Origin of the sequence: Binatus sp. (SeqCode), assembly GCF_049584895.1 — a bacterium.
In the GTDB taxonomy this organism is placed as follows: Bacteria; Desulfobacterota; Binatia; order Binatales; family Binataceae; genus Binatus.
In genome coordinates this window covers 1-18,325 of sequence record NZ_JBAUYR010000143.1, presented here as the reverse complement: position 1 = coordinate 18,325, position 18,325 = coordinate 1, and the positions used below count along the sequence as shown (strand labels likewise).

Genomic DNA, 18,325 nt, shown 5'->3' with positions numbered 1-18,325 from the left:
GTATCTCCGGGCGTGTAGCCGCCGTTCGGATATTTCACCGTCACCAGCTTCGCCGAACCATTTCCCAGCGGCAGTTTTTGTATGCCCATGTCCTGCACATTGGCGCCTGAAGAATCCCAGTAAATATGAAAGGGAAGGAACGCCCAATAATTATCATTTACGAACAACCAGTCAATTTTGTCCTTCGCGATGGGAGAATCGGCAGTGACCTTGGATTGAACAAAGGTAACTTTCACTGGCTTGCCGTCCTTATCTACTCCCTCGAAGGAGATTTGGCCGGTCTTGGGCTCCCAAACCCATGAACGGGTGACCGAAATTGCGCCCCTTATGTTGAACGTATAGCGGATCGCTTCAACTTGCCCGTACGAATCCAGGCCATAGGCCTTGGCAATCTGTTCGGCAATCGGAGAGCGCGTCTGCGCCGATGAAGTTGACGCAACGACCAGCACCCCAAAAACCAGGAAGCCGATTGGAGTCAAACGGCGCAACTTTGCCATGTGGATCCTCCTTAGTGAAGAAGTGAATGTCTCGGATAGCGGCGACTCAAGAAGATCTACCAATGATTATCAGGTCGTCAAAAACCCAGCAAACGAGTGAGGGCCAATGAAATGATTGCTACTACTGACGCCCTGCTCTGTGCGGTTAGGGCGGTTGAAAGCGCCCCGTTCGAACCAGAGCCCATGCGTCGATTCCAGTGGTGGATACTGTATGAGCTGAATGCACGGACGGTTGCTGTTTGCTTAGAGGAGGTACTGCGTTCGCGTTACTTCGATGACGATCTCGTCGCGCTGAATAATTTCGCAGCGATTGAGTTTGCTAGCAACTCTCGTTTTGTTCAAATCGCCCTCGCTACCGGAGGTTTAGCAGAAACGTCCGTTCCTCTGGCGTGTTCTTGCAGCATCATTCCGAGATAAGCGATCAACAGCGTGGAAATTTCCGCCGACAATTTCTCGGCCTCCCGGGGACTCGCCGCGACCAGGTCAGGAGCTACGGCGTCGCAAAGCAGAACCACGAGATGAGCCGCGCGGAGCAGAGTTCTCGAATCGACGCGGGCTCCTGCTGCGCGCAGAAATTTTGCGATGATTCGGGCGAACTGATTGTTCATTTCCCCGTTTAATCGCCTGAGTTCCGGATCGCTCTGCAGCGCCTGCAAAATTGCCATTGCGGCCGGCTCTGCTCGGTAGGCTGCGGCGAGCTTGCCGATCAATCGACGGATCGCTTCTCTCCACGACGTCGCCTTTGCTGCACTGAGCATTTGCGCGAGTTCCTGGCGCAGAGGCTGAACATTCTGCTCGGCCAGAAGCATCACGATGGCCCCTTTATTCGGAAAGTAGTGATAGAGGAGCCCCGGGGGTAGCTTGGCTGCGGCCGCAATCTGACGCGTATTCAACCCATCGAAGCCGGATTTGGCAAGGAGTCTGGCGGTCGCTGCCAGAATCGCGGCGACCCGCTCCCGGGACCGCTCCTGCTTAGGAATCGCGCGCGACGCCTGCGACACCGTCCGATCACTGCGTTTCCTCGATGTCTTTGCCATAGGGTGATAAGGTACATCTAAACTTGACGGATGTTCAAGTATCTCTTGCCACAAAGAATTTGCTTTGCTATAAACCTGACTACTGTTCAATTATCGGAGTTGCGATACTATTATGAAACCACTCGAACGAATCGTGGTGCTGGGCGGTGCCGGAAACATGGGCCGCGTCGCTGTTCGGACTGCGGCATCACTTGACGGCATACGCGAAATTATTATCGGTGATCGCGATCTCGCGGCGGCGGAAAAGATCGCCGCGGAGGCGGCCTCGTCGCCCAGGGTAAGGATCCGCGCCAAACAAATCGACGTTACCGACAGCATCGCGCTGCGGCGACTGCTGAGCGAAGCGGGCGCGGTGCTCAACACAACCGGGCCATTCCATAAGTTCGGAGTTCCAATCCTGCGTGCTGCGATCGAAGCGCGCACGCATTATCTGGATATCTGCGACGATTGGGAACCGACTCTGGAGATGATGCGCGAGCATCAGAACGCAACCAACGCCGGAGTTGTGGCGGTCATTGGCATGGGAGCGAGCCCGGGCGTGTCGAACCTGCTCGCAAAAGTGGCTGCGCGCGAGCTCGACGAAGTCACCGACCTGTATACCGCGTGGCCGTTGGACGTGCCGATCGCCGGTGTTTCGATTAGCGAAGACAAAGAGTTATTGGTGGATCAAAGCGGAAAGCCTAGCGCGGCGGTGCTTCATTTGATGCAGCAGATATCCGGGGCAATTCGCGTAGTAGAGGGCGGACGACTCGTTGATCGACCGCCGCTCGATGCGGTGGAGATTGATTATCCCGGCCGCGGGCGCGGCATGGCCTACACTGTAGGTCATCCCGAGCCGCTCACGATGTGCGCGACACTTGGCATTCGTGGTCGGAGCGCGTGCTTGATGATCCTCACGACCCAAGCGCTTTCCCTGCTGAAGGATCTCAACGCGGCGCTGGATCAGAAGAGCCTTACGAACGAGCAGGCAGCAGCGATTATGATTGCCCCCGGCGCGCTACGAACCCTCAAGGCGGTAGTGAAGTCGCTGAGCCTCAAAGGTCATGGCGATTTGCCGCCGTTCTTCGCCTTCGCGGCCGGAATCAAGGACGGGAAGGCAGCGCGCGTCGGCGTATCGGTCAGCACGGTTCCGAAGGGAATGGCGAACTCGACCGGCGTGCCGCTGGCACTCGGGTTACGACAATTGCTGGAAGGACGCCTCGCCACACCCGGCGCATTCGCGCCCGAGGCCGTGATCGAACCGGACAGCTTCTTCGATCAGTTGGTGCCTTACTGCGACCCACCAGTGGCGCGCTCAAGCGAACTCCTCAATGTGACGATCGATCGTGGGGAAGACGCGGCGGTCAAACTCTCAAGCACCATCCAAAATATTGGCGCCTGAGGGAACCGCGGGCTAGCTTCGAAAAACCGCGCGCTAATCGGCGCGCTTTACCAACTAAGGAGTGTCTCCTGCGATGGCAAGTCCACAGTTACAACAGGCGATCGACGTCATAAGAGCTCTGGTCAGTAAGGTCGGAAGCATCGAAGAGATGCGCGCACTCAACGAAAAGATGGCCCTGCCACCGGAACCCGATGTTAAAAAGGAGCCCGTTGTCGCCAACGGAGTCCGCGCGGAATGGATCGCAGCGCCGGGCGCTGCCGCCGATCGCGTCGTGCTCTACTTGCATGGCGGGGGTTATGTAATGGGCTCCTTGAATACCCATCGAGATTTCATGGGCCGCATCTCGCGCGCCGCACAGGCCCGTGTGCTGGGACTCGACTATCGCCTCGCACCCGAGCATCCGTTTCCGGCGGCGGTGGACGATTCCGTCGCGGGCTACCGGTTCTTGCTCGAACAGGGGCTGCGCCCAGCGCGCATCGCAATAGCGGGAGATTCGGCCGGCGGCGCATTGACGCTCGCGATACTGATCGCGGGCCGCGACGCCGGACTCGCGATGCCTGCGGCGGCGGTTTGCCTTTCGCCCATGATCGATCTGGAGTTCTTGGGCGAGTCGATGAAGACTCGGAAGGACGTCGATCCGATTTTCACTCCCGACGCCATTGGACTTCTCGGAACTGCCTACCTGGCCGGCGCGAATCCGCGGACCCCGCTGGCCTCTCCGCTGTATGCCGATCCTAAGGGATTCCCACCGCTGCTAATCCAGGTCGGCGATCATGAGGTTCTGCTGGACGACTCGAAGCGCCTCGCACAACGCGCGCGTGCAGCCGGAGTTCAGGTCAAACTCGAAGTCTGGCCGGAGATGATTCATCGCTTTCAGACGTTCGCCGGCTTCCTGCCCGAGGGCCAGCAAGCGGTCGAGGGCATCGGCAAGTTCATCCTCGAGCAGATTCCGTAAGAGAGCGCTGGGAGACAAGGAAAATGAATTCAGAACAGGCAGCTAAACCCAACATCGTTTTGGTGCTGATGGATAATCTTGGTTGGGGCGAACTTGGCGTTTATGGAGGCGGCATCCTGCGAGGCGCTCCGACCCCCCGGCTCGACCAGCTGGCGACAGAAGGATTCCGCGCGCTCAACTTCAACGTCGAGGCCCAATGCACGCCCAGCCGCGCGGCCCTGATGACGGGACGATATGCGGTGCGCACCGGCAACGGCACGGTGCCGCTGTTCGCCACCAATTACGGTTTGACCCGATGGGAAGTCACGCTCTCGGACATGCTGTCCCAGGTCGGGTACGCGACGGCGATATTCGGGAAATGGCATCTCGGCGATACACCGGGACGCTTTCCAACCGACCGGGGATTCGACGAATGGTACGGCATACCGAATTCATCCGATGAGTCGTTCTGGCCGCAGAGTTCGCGCTTCCGCGCCGACTCGAGTCCGCTGGCGAAGTTCGAGCACGTGATGGAAGGACGTAAAGGAGAAGCACCCAAAAACGTAAAGGTCTACAATCTGAATGAGCGCAGGATGATCGACCACGAGCTTACCGATCGCGCGATCGACTTCATGCAACGCAGTGTCACGGCCCACAATCCCTTCTTCGCCTACATTCCCTACACCCAACTTCATTTTCCGACTCTGCCGGAGCCCTCGTTCCAGGGTAAAACCGGAAACGGCGACTTCGCCGACGTGCTCGTGCAGATGGACGACTACGCTGGTCGTCTCCTCGACGCCATCGACCACATGGGCGTGCGCGACAACACGATTTTCATTTTCACGTCAGACAACGGCCCGGAAATGTTCGAACCATACTATGGCTTCAGCGGGCCATGGCGGGGCACTTACTTCACCGCGATGGAGGGCTCACTGCGAGTTCCGCTGCTTATGCGCTGGCCGGGACACATTCCGCCCGGAACCATCAGCAACGAGATCATCCATGAAATGGATCTGTTTCCCACCCTCGCCCGAATCGCCGGGGGCAAGGTGCCCGACGACCGTATCATCGACGGCGTCGACCAACTCGACTTTCTCACCGGAAGCCAGCAACGCTCGAACCGGGATTCGGTCATCATCTATGTCGGCTACGATCTTTTCGGCGTCAAGTGGCGCGACTGGAAAATGATGATGAAAACGCTTTCGCAAGGCTTTGGCGAGCCGGTGAGTAGTTTTAGTACTCCGCTGTTCTTCGACCTTTTGATCGATCCCAAGGAAGAGCATCCAACCGATCCCCGCGTAGTCGAAGACCTGTGGGCTCGCTTCCCGATTACCAAAGCGCTAGCTGAACATTTCGCGTCGTTGAAGAAGGAACCGCCTATTCCTCCGGGCACGCCGGACCCTTATGTTCCGCCGAAACCTGCGCGTTAGAGGGGCGCGAGACCTACGCGTACCCGGTCGTAACCACTTTCCGGTCCGGGTTATGCTTAAATGGGCTCCCGCTCGCAACTCGAATCGCTGCCAAACGACTGCCAATCACAACCGAACAGGACCGATCACCACCGACCTCCTTCCGAAAAAACCCCTATTTCTCACGGCTTTTGTTGCGGGGTGATTAATAGTGTGCCCTTGGAGTCATTCGTAATCAGCGGGTTCACCGGAGGTAAGTGAAACAATCTTCCGGGAACCGTAGACCCGAATCGTAGCCCTGTTCGATTGCATTCCAGCCGAAAAGAAGTTTGGCTGGCAGGAGGTGGTCCTCCACCGGTGCCGCGGCGCCTTTCAGGTCGGTGGTTCGAAGCCCTCGGTGAAATGTCCTTAAATTTCGGCGAGCATCACGCGAGCCTCATCGAGTTGCCAGAGTTGGCACGAACGACGCGACAGGGATTACGTGTGGCCCGGGAATCGCGTGTTCTGCTACTTCCCCCGACCCGACGACTTGCCCTGGCCGGCGCTCCACTGGCGACGTGTTGGGCCGTGCTGCCCTACGTGTTCGCCCGCGCCCCGAGGGTCTGTCAAGCCGAAGCAAAGAGGCGAACGAGGCGGCCCCCCCGCGATCGCGAGCTCGGATGCATCCTAAGGCCAGCGGGAACCTCCGACTTTGCCCATACCTTGCCCGAACGGAGGGACGCAGATAGATAATGTGCGCCTCTTCCAAGTTTTCCGGACCGGCAAATCGGCAAGTTTAGGCCTCTAATGTCTTTCTTTGGCTCTGACTCGCGGGCGGTAGTTGGCCTGAAAATCCTTGTGTCGAGTGTTCGATTCACTCCCTGCCCACCAAAAAAGCCCTGCGGTCTTTTGTAAAAGACCCTCTGGCTGACTCTGTAGATTCTGAACAGCATCTAACGAATCGTAGGACCAATCCGAACTGCGTCGTATGCCCCGAAGATGGCATTCAAGCCGTCTCACTCGAAGACATCGCAGAGAAAATTGTGGACGCCGAGACGATCCGCCGTTTCATCGAGGCTTACAATCCTAAGTACCAGTGGGATTTGAAAATTGAGACGGTGCTCGATATGGGGCCGATTTTCGCGGTACGTCCGGGCAAGGTGATTGGCGTCGACGCAACGCCCGGTGAGTTTCAGGGCAGTGCGACGCGATGGCAGTTCGGACCGAACTGACAAGCTCTCGTCACGAGCCGTGAGAGCGGACGGTGCCGCGCTTTCGCACGCCGTTGGCATGCCGCAAGCTCGACAGCGGGCGATGCCGGCGCATCTGATAACGCCGCGACGGAAGATCGCCAATCGTCAGAAGGTTCAGTCGGTCGAGCAGGTAACGCGGTTCGATTCCGAGCGCCGCGCACAGGTTCTCGAAGCTGAAAATATCGCCGAGCCGGGCACGGGCGTCCTTGCCATCGAACCAATTTCTGACCTCGACAAAATCACGCCGGCGCTCGCCGTCCTTCTCGTTCAGGTTTCGCAGATAGCATCGAATCGCGTCTTCCAAAACGGCCAGCATAAGTTTCAGCTCGCCCTCGATAACGTGATTTCGCCGGACCATGTCGACGTACTGTCCCGGCAGCAGGAGTCCAGTGTCGATTGATTTTTCGAGCGGTGGAGTTTCGTCTGACATCAAATGCCCCCGTTCAACGGAAGCGCGAGACCGCGCCATCGCGAGACTAAACTTCGCGTGTTGACGAAAGTACCAGACCAATGTTTCGGCAATGTTAACTCAATTCACTGAGCAGGTGTGAACGATTTATAAGGTGAAGTGGCCGATGCTCAGGATGACTTCGAGCAAAATCAGCAGCACGACAATGACTTCAAGCAGCACGAGGCGACGATCGCGCGCGACGTCCAGCACCAGGACGAGCGAGTCCTGGATGCTTTGCAGCTTGCTGGTCAGAGCGGCGTAGCGATCGACGAGATCGAACTCGTCGCGCAGATCGTCGTAGATGAGATCCATCGCGGGGTCTTCCCAGGCCGCGTCGGGCTTGTCGAGCAGATGGAGGACGGCGAGAACTTCGGTGCGCGACGAAATCGCCTCGCCGATAAAGCGATGCAGCGGGGTCACCCGATAAGGCACCGTGCCGCGTGACGCCATTCTATCTACCAGCTGCGCGGTGCGCGCGAACAGGCTGTCGACGATGCGCTCGTAGTATTCCATCGCGGCGCTCTGACCGACCGTCAAAGCAACAATCCCCGCGCGTTGGGGAGTGAGCTTGTCGACTCGCAGCATCCCGTTAAAAATTCCGATTGGGGCGGAGGGATCCTCGAGCACCGAGTAGTCCTCGCGGATGATGCGGGTAGTGAGTTTGGGCAGGACTTGAGTGAGGCGCGAGAAAATGCGCTCGCGCTGCTCAGCGGGCACATCGTGCGTGACGATCGCGCCGAAGGGGAAAAAGTAGAGGCCGCCGTCACCGCCGTCGGACTCGACCGGGACAAACATCTCGAGCGCGGAGGTCCTTGCTTCCGGAAACGCGGGCGCAATCTGGCGGAACGAGAAGTTCTCCTCGAAGGCCACCGCGTAGAATTGATGAATCCGGTTCGCCATTCGCGCACCCGTTGCAATAGTCCCAGCCAACTCCCTTCAATGAAAGCAATTACGATGTCATGAAAGCTGTAGCGTGAAAAATGTCTTGCCTATGATATATGGATCGGACTCACCACAAAGATCCCAAGGAGAGGGCAAATGATCGAAGAAGCAATCGAGATTCGCACGAGCGACGGCAACGCTGACGGTATTCTCTTTCGGGCAGAAGGCGAGCGCCGACCCGGCGTAATACATCTGACAGACATCGGCGGCATCCGCCCGTCACATCGCGAGATGGCGAAGCGGCTGGCGGAGAAAGGTTATACGGTGCTGATGCCGAACGTGTTTTATCGCACGACCAAACCGCCGGTTATCGACGTCAAAATTGGCATGGGCGATCCGAAGACGATGCAGCGGTTCGGCGAACTGCGCGCGCCGCTGACTCCTGAAGCCGTCGAGCGCGACGCGACGGCGTACGTCAATTTTCTCACAGCACATGCCGCCACGAGCGCGGGAAAGATTGGTGTCGTTGGCTACTGCTTCACGGGCGCATTCGCGATGCGCACGGCCGCGGCGATGCCCGGCAAAGTTGCCGCGATGGCGTCGTTCCACGGCGGCGGTCTCTACACCGATGAGCCGACCAGCCCGCATCTGGTGCTGCCGCGGATCAAGGCGCGCCTCTACTTCGGACACGCGACCAACGATCGGACATGCCGCAGGAGGCGATCGAAAAGTTCGATCGAGCGCTCGCCGCATGGGGCGGAAAATATGAAAGCGAAGTCTACGAAGGCGCGTTCCACGGTTGGACGACATCCGATGCGCCGGTCTACAACCAGGCGCAAGCCGAACGCGCGTTCCAGAAATTGACCGAGTTGTTCGCAGGCACGTTGAAGTAATCGCGTGAAACGGGCCGCAGCCTTTGCCGCCATCGCGATCGCTCTCACTATTCCGATCACAGCGCGGGCGGATGCTCATAATGGAGCGGCGGCCAATCGCGTCTTCAGGGCGCACGTCACGCAATTCGTCGAGACCGAGATGCAACTGTCTCCCGAGCGTGCAACGCAGCTGGGAGATCATCGCTTCGACAATCGCGTCGACGACATGAGTGCGCAGGGTATCGACGCCGTGATCCGTCATGCGAAAAAATGGATCGCGTTATTCGAGGCGGACGATGCGCGGTATCTTTCACCGGCGAACGAAGCGGATCGCGAATTGCTGCTGGGACATGCGGACGGCGAGCTGCTTTGGACCGAACAGATCCGCAGCTATCAGCGCGAACCGGAAACGTATTTGCCAACGTCAGCGGTCAACGGCCTGATCAAGCGCGAATTCGCACCGGCCGAGACGAGGATGCGTTCGGTGACCGCGCGCGAAGTTGCCGCGCTCAAGAATCTCGAAGCTGCGCGGACCAACTTGCAGCCGTCATTGACGCCGAAGGTCTACGTCGATATCGCGTTGCAACAAATGCCGGCGACGATCGGGTTTTTCAACAACGACGTGCCGCTCGCGTTCGCGAAGGTCGCCGACGGTCCCGACAAGCAGGCGTTCGCCAAGGCGAATGCAAACCTGGTCGCTGCAATCCAGGACTACGCCCAGTGGCTCAAGAACGATCTGATGCCGAAAGCGTCGGGCGACTACGCAATCGGCGCCGGCGCGTATCGGCGGATGCTCAACGACGCCGACATGGTCGATATGCCGCTCGATCAGTTGGAACAGGTGGGCGTCAAGGAGCTGGCGCGGCTGCGCGATGAATTCCAGAAGACGGCGGCGGAGATTGATCCGAAGCGCTCGCCGGCCGACGTGATGGATTCGCTAAGCCGCGATCATCCCGACACTGTGCACCTGTTACCTACGGTCGCCGCCGGACTCGCGAGCATTCGCACGTACGTCATCGCGCACCATATCGCCACTGTGCCGTCCGACGTGATGCCGATGGTGCGCGAGACGCCGCCGTATATGCGGGCGACGACGTTCGCGTCGATGGATTCGCCGGGACCGTTCGAAAAATCACCCGAAGCATATTTCTACGTAACGCTTCCGGATCCGTCGTGGCCCGACGCGAAGAAGGATCAGCTGCTCGCTTTCTATTCTGCGCCAAGCATTTCCGACACTTCGGTGCACGAGGTCTTTCCCGGGCACTACGTGCAATTCCTCAACAATCGGCACAACCCGGATGTCGTTCGATTGATTTATGGCTCGGGCGCGGACGTCGAGGGTTGGGCTTTCTACTGCGAGCAGATGATGCTCGACGAGGGATTGCATCACGGCGATCCTAAATATCGGCTCGCGCAATTGCAGATGGCGCTGATGCGTGCGTGCCGGTACCTCGTCGGCATCCGGATGCATACGCAAGGGATGACGGTCGATCAGGCCGCGAAGTTTTTCGAAAACAATGCGTACCAGACGCCGCATAACGCGATGGTCGAGGCGCTGCGCGGCACCGGCGACCCCGGCTACCTGCGCTATCAACTCGGCAAGCTGATGATTTTGAAATTACGCGAGGACGTTCGTAAACAGCAGGGCGCCGCCTTCGACCTCGGCAAATTTCACGACGCGTTTCTGAAGCAAGGCGCAGTTCCGATCAAATTGATCAGGCGCGCGATGCTCGGAAACGACGGCCCGTTGCTTTAGCGTATGGCCGCCGCGCGGGCCAACGTCAGCACACCGACGACCAGCAGAACGGCGCTGAAATAGAGGCGCGTGTGACGTTCCGACGGCAACATCTGCGCGAGTCGCGGACCGATCTGTCCACCGATCACGACGCCGGGCACGGCCCAGATTGCGATTGCGAAAATCTGCGACGAATCGCGGCGCAGCACCGAAATCAATGACGGGCGCATGCGCCCGATGGTCGCGGCCAGGCTCGTGAAGAATATGATCATGACGAGAGATCCGACTGCCACGCCGGGCGAACGACTCGACCGATGACGCAATACTGATGGCATCGCGAGGATTCCGACTCCGATCGAGATGAGCCCGGTCAGTGCGCCGCCCAACAGTGCGGTTGCGACTGGAACGTCGTCGTGCCGATCGATATCACCGCGCATGCCCAGCGTGCGTCCTGCGATCAGTATCGCGTACAAGATCAGAAACGCACCGAAGAGTGCGACGATGAATGCCTGATTTACTGAGCTAGAAAGCCATCCGCCAACTAGTGCCGCGGGCATCGCAATCAGCAAATAGCGGCGGACAAGGACGCCGTCGAAGGTGCCGTCGCGAAGGTTGCGGATCATGCCGCTGCCGAAGCCGAACAGCATAGTGAACAATCCGAGCCAGAACGCAATCGGTGGGTCGAGCCTGAGCCACAACAGGTAGACCGGCACCCACAGCGTCGAGCCAGACACTCCCGCGGACATCACCAGCGCGCTGATTGATACGCCGACCGGAAGCAGGAACCAGTAGTGGAGCAACGCGATGGCGGTGCGCTAGGCGGCGTCGTGCATCGGCGAATCGCAATGTTGGGGAACGTCGGCGACGCCGCAGCTTGCACCCATCCAGCATACAAGCTTGGTCTCGTTGCCGACTTTTTCGGCGTGCATCGGGCGATTGCAGTGCATCGGCATCGCGATCTCGGCGCCGCACTTTTCGCATTTCAGTTTGGTTGCCACCGCAATCTCCCTTTTCTCAGGAATTTGGATCCGCCCATTCGGAGGTGTCGAAGAATTCGGAAGCGGGCTGTGCTCCACGTCGATCTCAGGATGCACGCTCGCCAATTTTCGCGGCCCGGTGATATTGAGCAGTAACGCGTTGCTGACAACGCTGACGCTCGACAGCGCCATCGCAAGTCCTGCCAGCGCGGGATTCAGCATTATCCCAAAGAAGGGATATAGAGCGCCGGCGGCAATCGGAATCCCAAGCACATTGTAAAAGAACGCCCAGAACAGATTTTGCTTCACCTTGTTGAGTGTCAAACGGCCGAGTATCAGCGCGCGCACGATGTCGTACAAGTCGTCGCGGGTGAGTACGACGTCACCGGTCTCCTTGGCGGCATCGGTGCCGGAGCCAATCGCGATGCCAATATCGGCGGCTGCGAGCGCGGGCGCGTCGTTGATACCGTCGCCGACCATCGCGGTGAACTGCCCCGCGTCCTGGTAGCGTTTGACTATCGCAATCTTGTCCGCCGGCATCAGTTGCGCATGAAACTCGTCGATTTCCAGCCGGATGGCGACCGCCTTTGCGACTTCGGCATTGTCACCGGAGATCATCACGGTGCGAATACCCATTCTACGCAGTTCCGCAATCGCCCCGCGCGCCTCAGGCTTGACGGGATCGCGGAACGCCAGCACTGCAGTCACGTTGCGATCGATCGCGAGAAACAACGGCGTCGCCGCAGAGGCTGCTATGCGGGCAGCCTCGTCGCGCGCGCGGGAGTCCACAGTGGCGCCGATTTCAGTCATGAGCAGCTCGTTGCCGAGCGCGATCTGCCTTCCCTGGTGATCGGCGACAACGCCTTGCCCCGGAATCTCGCGGGAATTATCCGCGGCGGATTGTAGGGCGAGGCTTCGCGCGTGCGCGCTCGAGCTGACAGCGCGCGACAGCGGATGAACCGATCCGGCGGCGGCGATCGCGGCAAATGACAACACGCTGTTCTCGTCGCCGTCGAGCGCGACGACCGATTCGAGTTCCGGCCGTCCGGCGGTCAGAGTGCCGGTCTTGTCGAACAGCATTACGCGGATTTTCGTGATCAATTCGAGCGCCGAGGTCCGCTTGACCAGGATCCCGATGCGCAGGCCGAGGCCGCTGCCAACCATCAGCGCAGTCGGCGTAGCCAATCCCATCGCGCACGGACACGCGATTACCAGCACGGCGGTCATCGCGGTCAACGCCATTACGAGATCCCCGCCGAGCCATATCCACGCGACGAAGGCCAACACCGCGATCGCGATCACGGTCGGCACAAATCGCGCGGCGACGGCGTCCGCCACGCGCTGGATGGGAGCCTTATCGCCCTGCGCATCCGCGACCATTCTGACAATCTGCGCAAGCGCCGTCTCAGAGCCAACGCGGGTCGCGCGTACCATAATTACGGCGGCGGTGTTGAGCGTGCCTCCCGAGATCTCAGCGCCCACCGCCTTGTCCACCGGCATCGACTCGCCCGTGAGCATCGACTCGTCAATAGCGCTGGCGCCAGCGATGATCACGCCGTCAACCGGAATTCTGGAGGCGGGCCTGACCAGCACCACGTCGCCAACCGCCAATTGGGAAACCGGCACGACCAACTCGTTGCCGTCGCGGACAACAGTTGCGACATCGGGGACAAGGGTCAGCAGGGACCGCAGCGCATTCATCGCGCGGCCGCGAGCCCGCGCTTCGAGGAATTTGCCGAAACGAATGAACAGGATCAGTTCGATTGCGGTATCGAAGAACCTGGGACCGGCGAAGAAGACTTCCGGAAACGTGGTGAGGATCGAATAGAAGTATGCCGCGCTGATTCCGAGCGCGACCAGCGTATCCATGTTCGCAGTGCGATTGCGCGCGGCTGTCCAGGCGCCGCGGTAGAACGTCAGGCCGGCGGTAAACATCAGCGACGTTGCAACGACGAGCGTCGCGATGCGCGTGCCCAGGCTCTCGCCGTCCTGCATATACATCACGACCGCGGCGCCGATCGCACTCGCGATTACCCACTGAAGGTTGCGGCGCGCATCCTGACGATCGAGCACCGATTCGCCGGCACTCACGCTGCCAGTCTCGGCGATTGCCGTATAGCCGGCGGCCGCGACCTTCGCCTCGATCTCGCCCGCGGGAACCTCGTGGCTGACGCGGGCAGTAAGCGTCTCTGCCGCGAAATTTACGTGAGCGTCAATGACGCCAGGGATCGGCGCTACAGCTTTTTCGATCGTGTCCGCGCAATTCGCGCAATGCATGCCGCGAATTCGGAACCGTTCGATCTTTTCAGCGTCGGGGCTTTCGAGAGTGTGTTGCGCGTCCATGGGCGAGCGCCGCCCGTGTACCGGTTAGAGCGACGCCTTGACGGGCCGCCCCGCGATCACTTCGTCGATAAGTCCGTATTCGACTGCCTGCGCTGCGGACATGAAGTTGTCGCGGTCGGTATCCTTCTCGATCTTCTTGACGTTCTGGCCGGTGTGGTGAGCAAGAATGTCGTTCAGGATCTCGCGAAGCCGCAACGCCTCGCGCGCATGGATCTCGATATCGCTCGCCTGTCCCTCGAAACCGCCTGATACCTGGTGAATCAGTATGCGCGAGTGAGGCAGCGCGTATCTCCTGCCCTTTGCTCCTGCAGCCAACAGCAGAGATCCCATGCTGGCAGCCTGCCCAACGCATAGCGTCGACACGGGAGGCTTCACGAATTGCATCGTATCGTAGATCGCGAGGCCGGCGGTGACTGATCCGCCCGGCGAGTTGATGTACATATTTATTTCGCGCTCCGGATCCTCGGACTCGAGGAACAGGAGCTGTGCGGTTACAAGGTTGGCAAGGTCGTCGGTCACGGTGCCGCCCAGGAACACGATTCGGTCCTTGAGCAGTCGCGAATAGATGTCGTAGGAACGTTCGCCGCGGCCGGTCTGCTCGACTACGTATGGTACGAGTACACTCATACTTCAAAGGTACTATGCGAATGCATAACTGGGAAGTACTGCGCAACGATTTGCGGCATCTTTCGGCGGCGACGTTGATAGTCGCGCTGGTGCTCGTCGGCGTCACCTCCGCTGTGGGAGCGCCGCCGATGGACAAGAACTTCTACCTGCCCAATGCGGCGGCGTCGAAGATAGTTTCGGTCTCGCAGACCGGCACTCCGGAGGCCGAAGTGATCATCGTGACGGGAGCGGTCGCAGTCAAAGAGACCGGGCCGAAAGAGACGGTGGCGAAATTCGGCGAGGTTTACGCATGGTCGCCGACATTCATTGCGGTGCGCCGCGAAATGCCGACGATGCTCACGTTCTGGAATCTGCAGCCCGACGACGAGCACGACTTCATGCTGGCCGCGCCGGAGGGAACCGTCATGATGCACTTGAAGCTGCAGCCGCTCACGAAGACGTCGTACATTTTCACTTTTCATAAAGACGGGATCTTCAATTTCTACTGCGCAGTGCATCAGCCGGAAATGAATGGGCAGATCCTGGTGCTGCCGCCAACGAGTCCGAAGTGATTCTTAAGCAGGCTGCTCAATCCGGCGGACGGCGGCGTTCAGGCGATCGACGGTGCGTCGTTTACCGAGAACCGCAATCACCTCGTAAATCCCGGGACTGACGGTGCCTCCCGTGAGCGCGACACGGACCGGCTGCGCAAGCTGCCCAAGCTTGAGGTTGAATCGCGCCAGGACAGATTCGATCACTGCTTTCACCGACTCCTCGGAAACCTCGCCCTCTTGCGCTTCGAGCTCGCTGGCCAACGCGCGCAGCGGTTCGGCGACATCGGGCTTCAGGAATTTCGCCGCCGCCTTCGGATCGATCTCGATGTCGTCCTTCAGATAGAACGACGCAAAGTCCACCAGCTCGACGAGCGTCTTGGCGCGCTCGTGCAGTGTCGCGACGGCCTTTTCGAGCCACGCGTCGTCGCCCGGAATCGGCCATCCACGCTTGGCGATGAATGGCTTGATCTCAGCCACTAGATTCGGCACGGGCCGCTCTTTCAGGTAGTGGAAGTTCAGCCAGAGCAACTTTTCTGGATTGAAGACGCCGGCCGATTTTCCGCACGCCTCGAAGCCGAAATAGTTGATCAGCTCGTCCTTCGAGAAGATTTCCTGGTCGCCATGCGACCATCCAAGTCGCGCGAGGTAGTTCAGCATCGCCTCCGGGAAATATCCGTTCTCGCGATATGCGATGACGGAAGTCGCGCCGTGACGCTTTGACAGCGGCGATCCGTCGGGCCCGAGCACCTGCGGCAAATGAGCGAACGCCGGAGGCGTGAAGCCGAGAGCGTACGCCATCTGCATCTGGCGCGGAGTATTCGGGACGTGATCGTCGCCGCGCACGATGTGCGTAATGCGCAGGTCAACGTCGTCGAGGATGCTCGCGAAGTTGTAAATCGGCGAGCCGTCTGAACGCACGATGATAAAGTCGTCGAGCTCGCTGTTCTGAAAGACCATCCGTCCCTTCACCAGGTCGTCGACGACCGTCTCGCCATCGAGCGGCATCGCGAAACGAATCGTGTAATTGCGACCGGCGGCCTTGTCCGGCAGCGGCAAGTCGGCGGGGAAGTCGAGCCCGCGACATTTGCGATCGTAAACCGGCCTGCGATGCTCGCGCTCGGCCTGCTTGCGCTTGGCGTCGAGCTCTTCCGCCGAGCAGTAGCACGGGTATGCCTTGCGCTCGCGCAAAAGTTGGAGCGCGGCCGCGCGATGACGCTCGACTCGATTGGTCTGAAAGTATGCTTCGTCGGGCGGACCTTCGTCCCACTCCATCCCGAGCCACTTTAGATCTGTGAGTATTTCGTCGAGCGACTGCTTCGTCGAGCGTTCGCGATCGGTGTCGTCGATGCGCAGGATGAACTGGCCTTTGTTGTGCCGCGCGTAGAGGTACGCGAACAGCCCCGAGCGAACATTGCCGATGTGCAGCGAGCCGGTCGGACTCGGCGCGAAACGTGTGCGAACAGGCACAGTCACTCCCACTCTATCGTCGCCGGCGGTTTCGACGTGATGTCGTAGACGACGCGGTTGACGCCCTTGACCTCGTTGGTGATGCGGCTCGACACGCGCGCGAGAAAGGCCGGCTCGAGCCGCGCCCAATCCGCCGTCATCCCGTCCATCGATTCGACCGCGCGAATCGCAATCACGCTTTCATAACTGCGTCCATCGCCCATCACGCCGACGGTCTTGAGCGGCAGCAGGACAGCGAACGCCTGCCACAGTTTGAGTCCGAAGCCGGCGGCCGCGGTTTCTTCCATGACGATCGCGTCGGCGCGCCGCAACATATCGAGGCGTTCGCGCGTGACTTCGCCGACGATCCGCACCGCGAGTCCCGGTCCCGGAAACGGTTCGCGATCGACGACCTCTGCCGCCAATCCGAGCTGGCGCCCTGCTTCGCGCACTTCATCCTTGAACAACTCGCGCAACGGCTCGACCAGCTCGAGGCGCATCCGCTCCGGCAATCCGCCGACATTGTGATGGCTCTTGATCACCTGCGACGGGCCCTTGAACGAAACCGATTCGATAACATCGGGGTAGAGCGTTCCCTGGCCGAGAAATTTTGCGCCCTTGACCACTTCTTCAGATTCGAACACGTCGATGAAGGTGTGCCCGATGATGCGGCGCTTCTGCTCGGGGTCAATCACGCCCGCGAGCCGCGACAGGAACAGTTCGGACGCATCGGTGACTTTCAGATCGATTCCGAGCTGGCCGGCGAAGGTATTTTCCATCCGCTCGCGCTCGCCCGCGCGCAGCAATCCGGTATCGACGAACACGCAATGCAGGCGCGAGCCGATTGCGCGATGTATCAACGCCGCCGCCACTGACGAATCGACGCCGCCCGACAATCCCATCAGGACTTTGTCGGTCGGGCCGACCTGCTTGCGAATCTCGGCGAGTTTGGTCTCGACAAAATTCGCCATGGTCCAGTCGCCGCGCTCACCGCAGATTTTCAGCACGAAGTTGCGCAGCACTTGCGTGCCGCACGGGGTGTGAACGACCTCCGGATGAAACTGGATTCCTCGCAGACGGCCGTCGCGCGACTTGAACGCCGCGTACGGCGAGTTGTCGCTGTGTGCAATCGCGCACAGCGCGCCCGGAATTGCCTCGACGCGATCGCCGTGACTCATCCAGACGCGATGTTCGCGGCCGTCGAGGCCCTCGAACAGCGTGTCGTCGCCGTCTATCATCAAGGTCGCCGGCCCGTATTCGCGTTGTCGCGAGCTGACGCTGCGCGCGCCCATGTGCTGCGCGATTACGTAGAGCCCGTAGCAGATTCCGAGGACGGGGCAGTCGAGGTTGAGCACTTCGTCGGCGATATCGGGCGCATTGTCGTCGTAGAGGCTGGCGGGTCCGCCGGAAAGAATAATTCCGCGAGGGTTGAGCGCACGGATTTTATCGAGCGCGAAATTGAACTGATGGATTTCGCAATACACGTTCGCCTCGCGCACGCGCCGTGCGATCAGCTGCGTGTACTGGCTGCCGAAATCTAAAATCAGTATCACTGTACGTTGAAATATACCGGACGCGGCGCGGGGTAAGAAACGCCGCCGCGCGCGCCGGTCCACAAGTGTTTATCCTACGCGGGTATCCCCATGTTGAGGGGAGTAGTCCCGTCGCTAGGCTGTCCCCTAACGGCGGGAGAGCAAATCTGACCGACATGGGGTTGTTATGGGGATGGTCTCTATTTTCGCTCAACTCGGATGGGTTCTGTTCGACATTTGGGTGTCGTATGTGACGGCGCCCGCTCTGCCGCTCTGGGAATGGCGCGTCATCGCTTTCGGTGGAAGTGCCCTTGTCGTTGCAAATCTTATCGGCAGTTTGCTGGACCGACACGCCGATACAAAAAAGACGAACGCGCTCAATTCGCGAATTGGAGACCTACAACACGAGTTATCGGAATCTCGGCGAGAAACAGCGG

16 protein-coding genes and 1 pseudogene are annotated in these 18,325 nt (G+C 59.7%); 8 read left to right on the top strand and 9 right to left on the bottom strand.

All coding sequences use genetic code 11. The features are described from left to right. Together WB650_RS23530 and WB650_RS23525 are read right to left on the bottom strand one after the other, a co-directional pair. Nucleotides 1-497 (bottom strand): hypothetical protein (locus tag WB650_RS23530; protein WP_423962266.1); only part of this gene is annotated, 497 nt, incomplete at its 3' end. 338 nt (nucleotides 498-835) lie between these two features. Continuing rightward, a complete protein-coding gene (locus tag WB650_RS23525) occupies nucleotides 836-1,498 on the bottom strand; it encodes a TetR/AcrR family transcriptional regulator (protein ID WP_423962264.1) in 663 nt (220 codons plus the stop codon). A 148-nt stretch (nucleotides 1,499-1,646) separates the two neighbouring features. Between WB650_RS23525 and WB650_RS23520 the strand changes: the two genes are divergently transcribed. From WB650_RS23520 to WB650_RS23505, 4 genes are all read left to right on the top strand, one after another. Then, on the top strand, nucleotides 1,647-2,915 hold the full coding sequence (locus tag WB650_RS23520) for a saccharopine dehydrogenase family protein (RefSeq protein WP_422304159.1): 1,269 nt from the start codon (nucleotides 1,647-1,649) through the stop codon (nucleotides 2,913-2,915). 73 nt (nucleotides 2,916-2,988) lie between these two features. Continuing rightward, nucleotides 2,989-3,870 (top strand): alpha/beta hydrolase, encoded by an 882-nt coding sequence (locus WB650_RS23515; protein ID WP_422304160.1) that lies wholly within the window; start codon nucleotides 2,989-2,991, stop codon nucleotides 3,868-3,870. Between the two features lie 23 nt (nucleotides 3,871-3,893). Continuing rightward, a complete protein-coding gene (locus WB650_RS23510; RefSeq protein WP_422304161.1) occupies nucleotides 3,894-5,279 on the top strand; it encodes an arylsulfatase in 1,386 nt (461 codons plus the stop codon). Nucleotides 5,280-6,280: 1,001 nt separating this feature from the next. Continuing rightward, on the top strand, nucleotides 6,281-6,469 hold the full coding sequence (locus tag WB650_RS23505) for a hypothetical protein (RefSeq protein ID WP_422304162.1): 189 nt from the start codon (nucleotides 6,281-6,283) through the stop codon (nucleotides 6,467-6,469). Nucleotides 6,470-6,479: 10 nt separating this feature from the next. Here the strand turns inward: WB650_RS23505 and WB650_RS23500 are convergent, their stop codons facing one another. Further along, nucleotides 6,480-6,920: a hypothetical protein gene (locus WB650_RS23500; protein WP_422304163.1), complete on the bottom strand. Its 441-nt coding sequence runs from the start codon at nucleotides 6,918-6,920 to the stop codon at nucleotides 6,480-6,482. Between the two features lie 126 nt (nucleotides 6,921-7,046). Next, on the bottom strand, nucleotides 7,047-7,841 hold the full coding sequence (locus WB650_RS23495) for an RMD1 family protein (protein ID WP_422304164.1): 795 nt from the start codon (nucleotides 7,839-7,841) through the stop codon (nucleotides 7,047-7,049). A gap of 138 nt (nucleotides 7,842-7,979) precedes the next feature. Here WB650_RS23495 and WB650_RS23490 point away from each other — a divergent pair. After that, nucleotides 7,980-8,716 (top strand): annotated as a pseudogene (locus WB650_RS23490) (dienelactone hydrolase family protein). Nucleotides 8,717-8,720: 4 nt separating this feature from the next. After that, nucleotides 8,721-10,451, top strand: coding sequence for a DUF885 domain-containing protein (locus tag WB650_RS23485; RefSeq protein ID WP_423962261.1), 1,731 nt, complete (start codon nucleotides 8,721-8,723; stop codon nucleotides 10,449-10,451). Here WB650_RS23485 and WB650_RS23480 read toward each other — a convergent pair. Genes WB650_RS23480 through clpP form a run of 3 tightly spaced genes read right to left on the bottom strand, consistent with a single transcriptional unit; the run spans nucleotide 10,448 to nucleotide 14,377 of the window. Beyond that, on the bottom strand, nucleotides 10,448-11,230 hold the full coding sequence (locus WB650_RS23480; protein WP_422307596.1) for a sulfite exporter TauE/SafE family protein: 783 nt from the start codon (nucleotides 11,228-11,230) through the stop codon (nucleotides 10,448-10,450). The genes WB650_RS23485 and WB650_RS23480 overlap by 4 nt on opposite strands. Before the next feature lie 15 nt (nucleotides 11,231-11,245). Continuing rightward, on the bottom strand, nucleotides 11,246-13,750 hold the full coding sequence (locus WB650_RS23475; RefSeq protein ID WP_423962259.1) for a heavy metal translocating P-type ATPase: 2,505 nt from the start codon (nucleotides 13,748-13,750) through the stop codon (nucleotides 11,246-11,248). Between the two features lie 24 nt (nucleotides 13,751-13,774). Beyond that, the gene (gene clpP / locus WB650_RS23470) at nucleotides 13,775-14,377 is read right to left on the bottom strand and encodes an ATP-dependent Clp endopeptidase proteolytic subunit ClpP (protein ID WP_422307600.1); all 603 of its coding nucleotides are present in this window, start codon (nucleotides 14,375-14,377) and stop codon (nucleotides 13,775-13,777) included. A 20-nt stretch (nucleotides 14,378-14,397) separates the two neighbouring features. On the opposite strand from clpP, the gene WB650_RS23465 reads away from it, so the two are divergent. Beyond that, nucleotides 14,398-14,928 (top strand): cupredoxin domain-containing protein, encoded by a 531-nt coding sequence (locus WB650_RS23465; protein WP_423962257.1) that lies wholly within the window; start codon nucleotides 14,398-14,400, stop codon nucleotides 14,926-14,928. Between the two features lie 3 nt (nucleotides 14,929-14,931). Here the strand turns inward: WB650_RS23465 and gltX are convergent, their stop codons facing one another. Beyond that, the gene (gltX, locus tag WB650_RS23460; protein WP_423962256.1) at nucleotides 14,932-16,377 is read right to left on the bottom strand and encodes a glutamate--tRNA ligase; all 1,446 of its coding nucleotides are present in this window, start codon (nucleotides 16,375-16,377) and stop codon (nucleotides 14,932-14,934) included. Between the two features lie 2 nt (nucleotides 16,378-16,379). Beyond that, on the bottom strand, nucleotides 16,380-17,909 hold the full coding sequence (gene guaA, locus WB650_RS23455; RefSeq protein WP_423962254.1) for a glutamine-hydrolyzing GMP synthase: 1,530 nt from the start codon (nucleotides 17,907-17,909) through the stop codon (nucleotides 16,380-16,382). A gap of 172 nt (nucleotides 17,910-18,081) precedes the next feature. Between guaA and WB650_RS23450 the strand changes: the two genes are divergently transcribed. Continuing rightward, nucleotides 18,082-18,325, top strand: a 244-nt coding sequence (locus tag WB650_RS23450) for a hypothetical protein (protein ID WP_423962252.1), incomplete at its 3' end; no start/stop codon positions are given.